Source organism: Bacteroidales bacterium (assembly GCA_023228145.1).
GTDB lineage: Bacteria > Bacteroidota > Bacteroidia > Bacteroidales > CAIWKO01 > CAIWKO01.
This window is the reverse complement of sequence record JALOBU010000001.1, coordinates 20,002-32,514: the sequence shown is the minus strand read 5'-3', so window position 1 is coordinate 32,514 and position 12,513 is coordinate 20,002. Positions and strand designations below refer to the sequence as shown.

The window sequence follows — 12,513 nt, the reverse complement described above, 5'->3', positions numbered from 1 at the left end:
TCAACAAAATAACACAATTGCTAATGTCAAAAATCAGAGCAGCAATCACCGGTGTCAGCGGATATGTCCCCGAAGATATTCTTACAAATGCTGATTTTGAAAAAATTGTTGACACCACCGACGAGTGGATATTTACAAGAACAGGCATACGGGAAAGAAGAATTTTAAGGGAAAAAGAAAAAGCAACCTCTGACCTGGGCGCAGAAGCCGTGAATCTTTTACTCAAAAAGACAAACAACCGCCCTGAAGATATTGATTTGTTAATCTGCGCCACCGTAACACCCGATATGCAATTTCCTGCAACCGCAAACATCATCTGCCACAAAACCAATATCAGAAAAGCTTTCGGTTATGACATAAATGCAGGATGTTCCGGATTTCTATATTCCCTGGTAACTGCATCGCAATTTATAGAAGCGGGCATGTGCAAAAAGGTTATAGTGGTTGGTGCCGAAAAAATGTCGTCCATCGTTGATTATACTGACCGCTCCACTTGTGTCATATTTGGAGATGGCGCCGGAGCCGTACTTCTTGAACCTACGCATGAGGATTTGGGATTAATGGACTCCTACCTTGAAACCGATGGAAAAGGATGGGTGCACTTGCATCAGAAAGCCGGAGGCTCTTTAAAGCCGCCTACCCACAAAACTATTGATGCCCGCGAACATTATATTTATCAGGAAGGTCAACCTGTTTTCAAAGTTGCTGTTGTTAAAATGGCCGACGCTTCAGAGTTAATACTTAAAAGAAACAACCTTACGCCCGAAACACTTACATGGCTTGTTCCCCATCAGGCAAACCTGCGTATCATTGAAGCCACCGGCCGCCGCCTTGGAATTTCCAAAGAAAAAGTTATGATAAACATTCACAAATATGGCAACACAACCGCTGCAACAATACCGCTTTGCCTTTGGGAATGGGAGCCAAAATTAAAAAAAGGCGACAACCTTATTATAACAGCCTTTGGAGCAGGATTTACATGGGGTGCATCCCTTATCAAATGGTTTTATGACGGAAAATAATAAAACATACAAGTAAACACTTAATTGTTACTTTATTTTTTTAAATTTATAAAATAATAAATTGTTTTTCGTAATTATTTAAATTTTAGTATTATGAAAAAATTCATTCTATTATCTTGTTTGATGATCAGTTATTTTTCATTTAAACCACTTGCTGTATCACAAGTAATCAAACCAAAAATTACTTTTCAGGAAGACCCTCAGACTCATAACGCACACATTGCCTCTGATGGAAAATTTTACTATACCGTGAACGGCGGTCGCGCAAACAAAGGACAGATAAATAAATTTTCATTTGATGGCAAACTCATCGACAGCTATGATTTTCTCCTTGATATGCGTTCCATTATGTATAACAGCAAAGAAGGGAAATTTTATATATGCACATACGAACGTGATATATACCGGATAACAGATATGCAACAAGGCAGATATGAAATGGTAAAAAGCAAAATGTATGAAAATGAACAGGCTAATCTGGCCATGAGCGCCGACGGAAAATATATTTATTGTTTTGATAAAGGCACTTTACAGATTTTTAAATTCCCGGATGGCAAACTTTATAAAACAATCACCGGGCTTGACTCAGGCAAGGAATTTATTTCAGGCAGCAGTTGTGTTGCAGTTGATAAAAAACACATTTACACCTGGAACACCGACTATAAAATGATATTTGTTTATGACCTGAAAGGTAAAAAAATAAAAACTGTCGAAATCAGCAATGGCAATTACGGCTTTTCTTTGTCTTTTGCCAACGGCCTTATTTTCGTGGCTGATGATGGCGATTATGCTACCGGAACTTGGTATGGCTATGATTTATGGTCAGAATAAAAAACAGCAATCGGGTGTTATGAAATTGGTTTTTGCCACAAATAACAGGCATAAACTTGATGAAATACAGAATATTTTAAACACTCCGGGTATCAATATTGTTTCGCTTCTGGACATAGGTTTTGCTGGTGAGATTCCGGAAACAGCAGAAACCCTTGAAGGAAATGCACTCCAGAAAGCACGGTTTATTTATGAAAAATTCCAAACTACTTGTTTTGCTGATGATACGGGCTTAGAGGTAGAATGTTTAAACGGAGCACCGGGAGTTTATTCAGCACGTTATGCCGGCGAGGGCTGCAATTTCGATGATAATATTGAAAAGCTGCTGAAAGAAATGAAAGATTGCTCTAATAGAAGGGCTTGTTTTAAAACAGTTGTCTCATTGATTATGGATGGCAGGGAATACCTGTTTGAAGGAAAAATTTGCGGCAACATATTGCAAGAGCGTAGGGGTGTTCAGGGTTTTGGATATGACCCCGTTTTTGTTCCTGATGACCACGAAAAAACATTTGCCGAAATGCTGCCTGAAGAAAAGAACCGTATCAGCCACAGATACAGAGCTATTGCTGCGCTAAAAGAGTTTTTTATGAAACAAAAAAAGCAGGTCTAAGTCGCAGTAGCCCCAACAATAACTTTGCTCAAAAATTTGTTTTACTTTTGATGAGGAAATTAAATTTGATTTCATGAATATTCTGATATTAGGTTCAGGAGGGCGTGAACATACCTTTGCGTGGAAACTTTCACAAAGCCCGCTGGTAAATAAAATGTTTATTGCCCCCGGAAATGCAGGGACGCAACTGCATGGCAAGAACATAAATATTTCACCGCTTGATTTCGAAAAAATCAGGGATTTTGTTGTCGCAAATAATATCAACATGGTGTTGGTTGGCCCTGAAGATCCTCTGGTATGTGGCATTCATGATTATTTTCTTGTAGATAACAATTTAAAAAATATCCCGGTAATAGGGCCTTGTAAAGATGGTGCAATACTGGAAGGCAGTAAAGATTTTGCAAAAGTATTTATGCAAAAATACAATATCCCTACCGCGGCATACAGGACTTTCACAAAAGATAATATTGAAAATGCATTTGATTTTATCAGCCAATTAAGCCCGCCTTATGTTCTAAAAGCTGACGGATTGGCTGCCGGAAAAGGAGTTGTTATACTTGATAAAAAAGAACATACCAAAGAAGAACTGAAAGAAATGCTGGTTGGCTCTAAATTTGGAAAAGCAAGCGAAAAGGTGGTGATTGAAGAGTTTTTAAAAGGAATAGAATTGTCGGTTTTTGTTATTACCGACGGAGTAAATTATAAGATTCTGCCCTCTGCCAAAGACTATAAAAAAATCGGAGAAGGAGATTCGGGACCAAATACAGGCGGTATGGGCACTGTTTCGGGCGTTCCTTTTGCCGATAAAACTTTTATGGAAAAAGTTGAAACTCGTATCATTATTCCCACTTTACGGGGACTGCAACATGAAAATATCTGCTATAAGGGGTTTATTTTTTTCGGCCTTATGAATGTTAGTGGTGATCCTTACGTTATTGAATACAATGTGCGTATGGGCGACCCGGAAACAGAATCGGTACTGCCCCGCATAAAAAATGATTTTGCTGAAATTTTATCAGCCGTTGCTAACAACCAACTTGATAAAATCACTATTGAAAATGACGAAAGATTTGCCGCAACAATAATGCTTGTCTCCAGGGGTTACCCGGGCTCCTACGAAAAAGGGAAAGTAATAACCGGGCTTGAAAAAGTTAACCAAAGTATTATTTTTCATGCCGGAACCAAAACAGAAAAAAATCAATGCATGACTAATGGCGGAAGAGTTTTGGGGATTACTTCTTATGGAAATACATTAATGGAAGCTTTAAATAATTCATACCAAAGCGCCGATTTAATTGATTTTGAAGGGAAATATTTCCGCAAAGATATTGGTAGCGATTTGTTAAACCTTTAAACCAAAACTTTGTTAAGCCGAATTTTTAAATACAATGAAAATATTCAGCTTATAATAGTTGTACTAATTGCTTTATTGCTATGGTTGCCGGCATTTATAAACCCACAGCAAATGCCCGAACCAACAAATGTTGAACCGGGATATAAATTATTTTATTTGCTTCATGGGTTACCATTGCTTTACACGATTATTGCATTTCTAATATTGCTTAGTGAATCCATTTTAATCAATAACTTATTTTCTGAAAATAATGTTTTATTAAAAAACTCTTATTTAACAGCATTTCTGTACATTTTATTCATGAGCAGTACGCCTGCAGCCTTAACCTTACACCCGGTCTTAATTATAAATGGCCTGATAATTCTGATATTGCACATGTTATTCGGACTGAAATCTAAAAATTCGGGTATCAAAGAAATTTTTATTGCCGGAATGCTCATTGGAATCTCTTCATTATTTTTTATTAAATCCTGCGGGCTACTGCTTTTTGTTTGGATATACCTGATAATTTTCCAGATATACTCCTGGCGCGAATGGGTTGTCAGTATTTTGGGATTTATCACGGTTTATTTGTATCTTTTTACTTATTATTTTTTAACAGAACAAATAAACGATGTTGTTTTAGAATATAAAATATGGTTTGAAAACCACAACTTATTGCTAAGCCTTCCGAAATTATCTGTTTATCAATACGTTACATCAATCGCCCTCACAATATTTTCATTATTGGCCATATTCAAAATCATTTTTTCTGCCGGCCAAAAATTAATATATCCCCGCAAAATGACGTATTCAATTCTTTGGCTTTATATCCTTACATTCATTAGTAGTTTTTTCATAGCCGAAACCATAGTATTTGACTTTTCCTATGTTTTAATGCCGCTTTCCATCATTACTTCATATAAATATCAAAACACTAAAAAAGTGTTGTTTGGTGAAATTTTACTATGGGGTATGATTATTTCCGTTGTTTTACAAAAAATATTTATAGTTTAGTTTTTTACAACGGGCCTAAAAAAATCAATAGTTCCGCTTTTCTTATTATCAAGGTTTATTTCACTTATTCCTACTTTTTTCCCTGAAAAAGCATTGTTCTGGTGAGCAATTTTAAAAATATTTTTTCCTTTCACACAATAAATTATTGCTGTATGATGATTATAATTTTCATTATACAACAATCCATCTTTTATAAACTTTAATTTAACGCCTGAAAACTGTATAATATCTCCCGGAAAAATACTATCGGTTTTGGGATTAATTTTCTTCCCGAATTTATAACCTCCATCCCAATCACAGTTGTTTTGTTCCAGAGCTTCCTTAGCCAGGTCCCAGCATTCGCCCCTGTTCACTTTAAATCCGATAACACTGTTCACGTATTTGATTATTGATTTGTTAACTTCAGGAATCTGAGCGCTACTTACCGATACAAAAACAAACGGAAGCAATACCGTTATAATCAGTTTAATTTTCATCATCGATTTATATTACAATATTAACGATGCGGAAATAATTTTATGATGTAAGTTGCGTTTTATTATTTTTGCAGAAAAACAATTGAATCCAATAAAACGTTTAGCCGGGCAAACTGCAATATATGGTGTCAGCACCATTATGGCGCGCCTGATGAATTATTTAATGGTTCCAATCCACACACGAATTTTTTCACCACCCGATTACGGCATAGTCGGTGAAATGTATGCTTATGTTTCCCTGTTGATAGTTCTCCTTACTTATGGCATGGAAACGGCTTTTTTCAGGTATTATGAAAAAAATAATTCAGATAGAGAAAAGGTTTATAATACAACTTTACTTTCTCTGATTATCACTTCTACCATTTTTATCCTTGCTGCTATATTTCTGGCAAAACCCATAGCAAACAGTATCCGGTATCCTAACAACAGCGAATATGTTATTTGGTTTGCACTCATCATTGCTTTTGATGCGATTTGCTCTATCCCATTCGCCAAACTTAGAGCCATAAATCGCCCGAAAGTTTTTGCTTTTGTCAAAATTTTCAACATCAGTATTTACGTAGTTTTAAATTTGTTTTTTTTGCTTTTATGTCCTTACTGGGTAAAAAACGGCATCTTGCAGGGATTTACTTCCGTAATTTATAACCCATCAATAGGAGTAGGATATATTTTCATTGCAAACCTTGTTGCAAGCGGAATAACATTATTTTTACTTTGGATTATCGTTCCGTTAAGCAAGTTGCATTTCAGTAAAGAGATATGGAAAAAAATGATAAAATATGCCCTCCCTTTATTGATTTTTGGACTTGCAGGTATCGTCAACGAAACCATTGACCGCATATTGCTTAAATATCTATCACCTTCAGATATTGCTATGTCTCAGGTTGGAATTTATTCTGCCTGTTACAAAATCTCCATCATGATGACCATAGTGATACAGGCATTTAAATATGCAGCCGAGCCTTTTTTCTTTTCACAGGCAAAAGAATCAAATGCTAAGGTATTATACGCAGATGTTATGAAATATTTTGTCATACTCTGTTCTTTAATTTTTCTGATAATCATGTTATACATAGATGTTGTAAAATACTTCATAGGCGAAAAATATTTCGAAGGGTTAACTATTGTTCCTATTTTGTTGCTTGCCAATATGTTTTTAGGTATTTTTTACAATTTATCTATTTGGTATAAACTGACCGACAAAACACATTATGGGGCATACCTGTCAATTTTTGGAGCCATAATAACATTGGCTTTAAACTTTTTATTGATACCATTTATAGGTTATTTAGGCTCTGCCTGGGCAACATTTGCTTGCTATTTGTCTATGATGATAGCATCATATTTTATCGGTCAAAAACATTACCATGTTAACTATAATATCAAGCGTATCTTTTTATATATTTCTATTCCCATTGCTTTATATTACGTCAGCACATTCGTACCTGCAGTATCTCAATGGTTGCATTTTATAATTAATTCAATGTTTTTGCTTTCATTCATCATTCTTGTACTGTTAATTGAAAAACCAAAATTATCCAATCTTATTAATAATTCATGATTGTAAAAATTGTAAACAAATCGAAGCATGCACTGCCCAAATATGAAACCAATGCCTCTGCAGGCATGGACCTGAGGGCAAATTTAGTAGCTCCTATACTATTAAAATCATTACAGCGCACTCTAATTCCTACAGGACTATTTATCGAATTACCTTTGGGTTATGAGGCACAGGTAAGACCGCGAAGCGGGTTGGCAATAAAAAAGGGGGTCACTGTTCTTAATACTCCAGGAACTATTGATGCAGATTACCGTGGAGAAATTATGGTTATTCTCGTAAACCTTTCATCAGAAGATTTTTTAATCAATGATGGGGAAAGAATAGCCCAGATGATTCTTTCTAAGCACGAAAAAGCTGAATGGTCAGAAGTAGATTCATTACAGGAATCGGAAAGAGGCATTGGAGGTTTTGGCCATACCGGAAGTAAATAACTAATAACGAGACAAATAATCTCATTATACCATAATAATTTCTTAAATTTTGTTAAAAAAGTCTTTCAACTCCTTTGCTATGTTGCTGATTATCTTTAACTTATGTGTTTGTTTATAAAAAACACAAGAAAATAACTTTGCCATGTCTGAATAAATATATTTCTTTGCGGCTTTGTTTAATATAAAAATTATAGTTATGTCAGACATTACAACGAGAGTAAAAGCTATTATAGTTGACAAATTAGGTGTTGACGAAAATCAAGTTGTACCCGAAGCAAGTTTTACCAATGACTTGGGTGCAGACTCTCTTGATACTGTGGAATTAATTATGGAATTTGAAAAAGAATTCAATTTAGCAATTCCTGATGAAGAGGCTGAAAAAATCAGTACAGTTGGCGATGCCATAAAATATATTGAAAACAATACAAAGTAATTTTCAGTACATGGACTTAAAACGGGTTGTAGTTACCGGACTGGGTGCTATTACCCCTATTGGCAACAACCTTCGCAATTTTTGGGAGTCCTTGCTTAATGGCGTAAGTGGTTCAGCACCAATTACTCGTTTTGATACTTCAAAATTTAAAACAAAATTTGCTTGCGAAGTAAAAAATTACGATCCAAATAATTTTTTTGACCGTAAAGAAACACGAAAGATAGACTTATTTACTCAATATGCTTTGGTTTCGGCACAAGAAGCTATGGCTGATTCAAAAATTGATACCTCTTTAATTGATTTGGATAAAGCAGGAGTTATATGGTCATCGGGAATCGGGGGTCTTGATACTTTTATGGAAGAAATGACAGGATTTTTACATGGTGATGGCACGCCCCGTTTCAGTCCTTTTTTCATCCCTAAAATGATATCTGATATTGCCGGTGGCCGTATTTCAATTCAATATGGCTTCAGGGGGCCCAACTTCACCACTACTTCTGCCTGTGCATCCTCCAGCAATGCAATTATTGATGCATACAATTACATTCGGCTGGGAAAAGCCAGTATTATGATATCCGGCGGCTCAGAAGCAGCCATTGGAGTCTGCGGCATTGGAGGTTTTAATGCTATGCATGCGATTTCAACCCGTAATGATGACCCCGCCACTGCTTCTCGGCCCTTCGATAAAGACCGCGATGGTTTTGTTCTGGGAGAAGGTGGTGCTGCTCTTGTTCTTGAAGAACTTGAACATGCGTTAAACAGAGGTGCCCAAATATATTGTGAATTAGCCGGTGCAGGATTGTCAGCCGATGCTTATCACATTACTCAGCCTCATCCTGAAGGATTTGGGGCAGAAAAAGTAATGAAAAATGCCCTGGAAGATGCGGGAATGACTCCCGAAGAAATTGATTATATTAATACTCATGGAACATCAACTCCTCTTGGAGATATTTCAGAATGTAAAGCAATTATAAGAGCTTTCGGCGAACATGCTTATAAGTTAAATCTCAGCTCCAGTAAATCCATGACCGGCCATCTGCTTGGGGCTGCCGGTGCAATAGAATCCATTGCTACGGTTATGTCAATTAAAAATGATGTTGTAAGTCCTACCATTAACCACTTCACTGATGACCCGGAGATTGACAACCGCCTTAATTTTACCTTCCATCAGAAGCAACACAAAATAATTAGGACCGGTATGTGCAACACTTTTGGATTTGGCGGGCATAATGCGACAATTATATTTAAAAAATACATTTCATAACCTCTTTCTGCCACGCTTACCGATAAAGAATTATCTCGGGCATTAAAAAATATTCTTGGTTTTAATCCAGGAAATATTAGTTTATACCGTCTTGCTTTTTTACACCGTTCTGCTGCCCCCGAAATCATAAATGGGTTTAGAAGTTCCAATGAACGATTAGAATATCTTGGAGATGCTGTCTTAAGTTCGGTCATTGCAGATTTTCTTTTCCACAAATATCCGCTTAAAGACGAGGGGTTCCTTACCGAAATGCGATCAAAAATTGTAAGCCGTTCACAACTCAATAAACTCTCTCAAAAACTTGGATTTAATAAATTAATTCTTGCAAACCAAGAAAATGGCAATGTATATCGCTCTATTCATGGCGATACTTTTGAAGCAGTTATTGGAGCCATATACTTAGATAAAGGATATCTGTTTACAAAAAAAATTATTACCTCCAGAATCATCAAATGTCATATTGATATTGAAGCACTTGAGAAATTTGAATTTAGTTATAAAAGTACATTACTGGAACTCGCACAAAAAGAAAAAAAACCTTTAGAATTCGTTGTCGTAGAAGAATCAGGCAAGGGCTATCAAAAACAATACACTGTCGAAGTATTTTATGACAATCAAAAAATCTCAAAAGCATATGGATTTTCAATAAAGGAAGCCGAGCAAAATGCTGCAGAGATTGCTTACAAACAATTAAACCCTTCAGAACCAACTTCCACATCATATTCTTGTTGAAAAAATGTATTTTTGCCTGTTAAACTAAAATTTCATGATTTCCGGCAAACGACTTTTTTACAAACTTCTTATTTGGCGGCTTAAACATATCAGCGACCGGCAGTTTGTGATTTTTCTCAGCATCGTTTGCGGTTTTATATCCGGCCTCGTCGCAGTTTTTATAAAAAACATGATTTATTTTATTGAAAATATAATCACGTTAAACCCCAACAAAGATGGCCCCAATTATTTATATGTCTTTTTTCCTTTGTTTGGTATATTAATAGTTATTTTAATAAAAAAATATTTAATAAAACAGAAACTAAGTTATAGTATCCCCGGTATTCTTGAAGCCATATCAAAACAAAACGGATTTATTTCGTTTAAAAACCTTTTCGCGCCCGCCATACTAAGCTCTATCACCTTAGGCTTTGGAGGTTCGGTAGGAATGGAGGGGCCTGCCGTGAACAACGGGGCAGCCATAGGCTCAAATACCGGAAGATGGATGGGGCTCAAATACAAACACATCATACTGCTGATTGCATGTGGTGCATCAGGTGCAATAGCTGGATTGTTCAAAGCTCCCATAGCCGGTGTGCTTTTTTCACTTGAAATTTTAATGATAGACCTTTCCATGGCATCTTTACTCCCATTGTTGATTGCTTCAGTTACAGGAACATTGACATCTTATTTTTTTCTTGGGACAAACGTAATTTATCTTGTTGAACATATTGAAAATTTTAAATTTGCCGACCTGCCCTTTTTTGCACTACTGGGCATTTTTTGCGGATTGGTATCGGTCTATTTATCCAGGATTCTATTACTGTCTGATAAGTTTTTTATTAAAATAAAAAATTCCTATTGGAAGCTAATTGCAGGAGGCACTATACTGGGAGGACTTATATTAATCTTTCCATCACTATACGGAGAAGGTTATCATCACATTAACTCCTGCCTGAACGGAAAACAGGATTTTATATTCAATAACAGTTTCTTCTCTGGATACCAACATAATATTATCATCATAATTATATTACTTTTTGGAATAATCCTTTTTAAAGCTGTGGCAACATCTATTACCTTCAGTGTGGGAGGTGTGGGGGGTATTTTTGGTCCTGTACTTTTTCTTGGGGCAGTAAGTGGGTATTTATTTACAAGCATCATAACTTATTTTAATATTTCCAATCTTCCACAAATAAATTTTTCCCTGGCAGGCATGACCGGTTTACTGGCAGGTGTTATGCACGCACCTCTGACAGGAATTTTCCTTATAGCAGAAATCACTAATGGGTATAATATGATGGTCCCTTTGATAATTACTGCCTCCATCTCGTATATTACTGTTAAATACTTTTTCCCATACTCTGTTGACGCTATACAACTTGCCGAAAAAGGCGAACTCATTACACACGACAAAGACAAAGCAGTGCTGACACTGATGAAAATTGACAAACTAATTGAAACTAATTTCCTTACTGTTTCCCCGGATAATTACCTCGGAGAACTGGTAAAAGTGATTGCCCGTTCGGAACGTAATATTTTTCCTGTTGTTGACAATGAAAATAATCTTTTAGGCATTGTTTTCCTTAACGATATCAGAAATGTTGTCTTCAAGCAAGAATTATATGGAAAGCTTATAGTTCGGGATTTAATGTTTATGCCCTCACCTACTGTCAGCCCGGACGAATCCATGGAAGAAATTGCAAAAAAATTTGAAAAAACAGACAACTATAATATACCAGTGGTAAACGATGGCAAATATGTTGGTTTCGTATCAAGAGCAAATGTTTTTTCGGAATACAGAAAATTATTAAAACAGTTTTCAGAGGAATAATGAAATGAAAAAAGAGCAGCCAATCAAGCTTGAAATCTTTAAGCCTGCTCAGGGAAATAAAACCGAGCTTCCTTTTTTTAGCACAAAAATTTCTGCCGGATTTCCATCTCCCGCAGAAGATTTTATCGAAAAAAAACTTGACCTGAATGAGTACCTGATAAAAAACCCATCAGCAACATTTTTTATTAAAGTCAGCGGACATTCTATGAAAAATGCCGGCATTTTTGACGGGGATATTCTTGTTGTTGATCGTTCTATTGAACCTTCTGACAATAAAATTGTGATAGGTGTTGTGAATGGAGAATTTACCGTAAAACGCCTGACTAAAGAAAATAACAAACTCTATTTAATGCCGGAAAACCCCGACTTCAAGCCCTTGGAGATAAATGAAAGTATGGATGTTTCCGTATGGGGTGTTGTAACTTACACCATACATAAAACACGATAAAATCAGTGTTTTTTAACAATTAACTCATTGGTTGTAATAGTGTTGCTGTGATGCAACGCACGGTCAACAATATATGCCTCAAACCGGACAGTATCGTAAGGCGAAAAAGGATTATTAATAAATAATTCAATTTCTATTTCACCTTTTATCGCTCCGTTTATGTTGTTAGATTTAAGTTCTGGAATTCTGGAATTAAAAGTAACGGCCGGTGGCACTTCCACAAATTGTCCATGCTGTTTTTCAAAATACTTGATAAAAAAATTATAATAATAAATACTTGATTTGTCAAATGGTTGCATGGTGTCGTTATCGGCCAAGCCCATATCTCCATCACCATCCGTAAATGATATTTTTAAAATACCTTTGTCGTCTATGTTGTTTGCGTTTTGTATTTTTGCCAGGCCGATAAATTCAATATAAGGTTCGGGAGGGAACTCTTCTTCTTTTATACAACCAGATAAGAAAAACAATCCAGCAAGCAATAATAAAATAACAAAACAATAGTATAATCTCATTAAGTATTCTGTTAATTTGATTATAAA

Annotated in this window: 14 protein-coding genes; 12 read left to right on the top strand and 2 right to left on the bottom strand. The window is 35.9% G+C overall.

Going from position 1 to position 12,513, the window contains the following annotated elements; all coding sequences use genetic code 11:
• The first annotated feature begins 23 nt into the window (after positions 1–23).
• From M0R16_00150 to M0R16_00130, 5 genes are all read left to right on the top strand, one after another.
• The gene (locus M0R16_00150; GenBank protein ID MCK9611296.1) at positions 24–1,022 is read left to right on the top strand and encodes a ketoacyl-ACP synthase III; all 999 of its coding nucleotides are present in this window, start codon (positions 24–26) and stop codon (positions 1,020–1,022) included.
• A gap of 93 nt (positions 1,023–1,115) precedes the next feature.
• Entirely contained in the window at positions 1,116–1,853 is a 738-nt protein-coding gene (locus tag M0R16_00145; protein ID MCK9611295.1) for a hypothetical protein, read from the top strand.
• A gap of 19 nt (positions 1,854–1,872) precedes the next feature.
• Positions 1,873–2,463, top strand: a complete 591-nt coding sequence (locus tag M0R16_00140) for a non-canonical purine NTP diphosphatase (GenBank protein ID MCK9611294.1) — start codon at positions 1,873–1,875, stop codon at positions 2,461–2,463.
• Positions 2,464–2,536: 73 nt separating this feature from the next.
• Complete coding sequence (purD, locus tag M0R16_00135; GenBank protein ID MCK9611293.1) at positions 2,537–3,817, top strand: phosphoribosylamine--glycine ligase; 1,281 nt, start codon at positions 2,537–2,539, stop codon at positions 3,815–3,817.
• 111 nt (positions 3,818–3,928) lie between these two features.
• Complete coding sequence (locus M0R16_00130; GenBank protein MCK9611292.1) at positions 3,929–4,813, top strand: hypothetical protein; 885 nt, start codon at positions 3,929–3,931, stop codon at positions 4,811–4,813.
• On the opposite strand, the gene M0R16_00125 is transcribed toward M0R16_00130, so the two are convergent.
• Positions 4,810–5,292 (bottom strand): hypothetical protein, encoded by a 483-nt coding sequence (locus M0R16_00125; protein ID MCK9611291.1) that lies wholly within the window; start codon positions 5,290–5,292, stop codon positions 4,810–4,812. The two genes, M0R16_00130 and M0R16_00125, sit on opposite strands and share 4 nt — an antisense overlap.
• A 79-nt stretch (positions 5,293–5,371) precedes the next feature.
• Between M0R16_00125 and M0R16_00120 the strand changes: the two genes are divergently transcribed.
• From M0R16_00120 to umuD, 7 genes are all read left to right on the top strand, one after another.
• A complete protein-coding gene (locus M0R16_00120) occupies positions 5,372–6,850 on the top strand; it encodes an oligosaccharide flippase family protein (protein MCK9611290.1) in 1,479 nt (492 codons plus the stop codon).
• Positions 6,847–7,281, top strand: coding sequence for a dUTP diphosphatase (gene dut, locus M0R16_00115; GenBank protein MCK9611289.1), 435 nt, complete (start codon positions 6,847–6,849; stop codon positions 7,279–7,281). The genes M0R16_00120 and dut overlap by 4 nt, the downstream gene beginning before the upstream one ends.
• Before the next feature lie 196 nt (positions 7,282–7,477).
• Complete coding sequence (locus M0R16_00110; protein MCK9611288.1) at positions 7,478–7,714, top strand: acyl carrier protein; 237 nt, start codon at positions 7,478–7,480, stop codon at positions 7,712–7,714.
• A 10-nt stretch (positions 7,715–7,724) separates the two neighbouring features.
• A complete protein-coding gene (gene fabF / locus M0R16_00105) occupies positions 7,725–8,978 on the top strand; it encodes a beta-ketoacyl-ACP synthase II (GenBank protein MCK9611287.1) in 1,254 nt (417 codons plus the stop codon).
• Between the two features lie 75 nt (positions 8,979–9,053).
• On the top strand, positions 9,054–9,710 hold the full coding sequence (rnc, locus tag M0R16_00100) for a ribonuclease III (protein MCK9611286.1): 657 nt from the start codon (positions 9,054–9,056) through the stop codon (positions 9,708–9,710).
• A gap of 34 nt (positions 9,711–9,744) precedes the next feature.
• Positions 9,745–11,523 carry a chloride channel protein gene (locus tag M0R16_00095; GenBank protein MCK9611285.1) on the top strand — a complete coding sequence of 593 codons (1,779 nt, stop codon included), beginning with the start codon at positions 9,745–9,747 and terminating at the stop codon, positions 11,521–11,523.
• Between the two features lie 4 nt (positions 11,524–11,527).
• The gene (umuD, locus tag M0R16_00090; GenBank protein MCK9611284.1) at positions 11,528–11,971 is read left to right on the top strand and encodes a translesion error-prone DNA polymerase V autoproteolytic subunit; all 444 of its coding nucleotides are present in this window, start codon (positions 11,528–11,530) and stop codon (positions 11,969–11,971) included.
• Positions 11,972–11,973: 2 nt separating this feature from the next.
• Here umuD and M0R16_00085 read toward each other — a convergent pair whose 3' ends face one another.
• Positions 11,974–12,486 (bottom strand): hypothetical protein, encoded by a 513-nt coding sequence (locus M0R16_00085; GenBank protein MCK9611283.1) that lies wholly within the window; start codon positions 12,484–12,486, stop codon positions 11,974–11,976.
• Positions 12,487–12,513: the final 27 nt, after the last annotated feature.

Coding starts and splice junctions, on each gene's coding strand:
- M0R16_00150 (MCK9611296.1), top strand. CDS start 24: ATGTCAAAAATCAGAGCAGCAATCACCGGTGTCAGCGGATATGTCCCC.
- M0R16_00145 (MCK9611295.1), top strand. CDS start 1,116: ATGAAAAAATTCATTCTATTATCTTGTTTGATGATCAGTTATTTTTCA.
- M0R16_00140 (MCK9611294.1), top strand. CDS start 1,873: ATGAAATTGGTTTTTGCCACAAATAACAGGCATAAACTTGATGAAATA.
- purD (MCK9611293.1), top strand. CDS start 2,537: ATGAATATTCTGATATTAGGTTCAGGAGGGCGTGAACATACCTTTGCG.
- M0R16_00130 (MCK9611292.1), top strand. CDS start 3,929: ATGCCCGAACCAACAAATGTTGAACCGGGATATAAATTATTTTATTTG.
- M0R16_00125 (MCK9611291.1), bottom strand. CDS start 5,292: ATGATGAAAATTAAACTGATTATAACGGTATTGCTTCCGTTTGTTTTT.
- dut (MCK9611289.1), top strand. CDS start 6,847: ATGATTGTAAAAATTGTAAACAAATCGAAGCATGCACTGCCCAAATAT.
- M0R16_00110 (MCK9611288.1), top strand. CDS start 7,478: ATGTCAGACATTACAACGAGAGTAAAAGCTATTATAGTTGACAAATTA.
- fabF (MCK9611287.1), top strand. CDS start 7,725: ATGGACTTAAAACGGGTTGTAGTTACCGGACTGGGTGCTATTACCCCT.
- M0R16_00095 (MCK9611285.1), top strand. CDS start 9,745: ATGATTTCCGGCAAACGACTTTTTTACAAACTTCTTATTTGGCGGCTT.
- umuD (MCK9611284.1), top strand. CDS start 11,528: ATGAAAAAAGAGCAGCCAATCAAGCTTGAAATCTTTAAGCCTGCTCAG.
- M0R16_00085 (MCK9611283.1), bottom strand. CDS start 12,486: ATGAGATTATACTATTGTTTTGTTATTTTATTATTGCTTGCTGGATTG.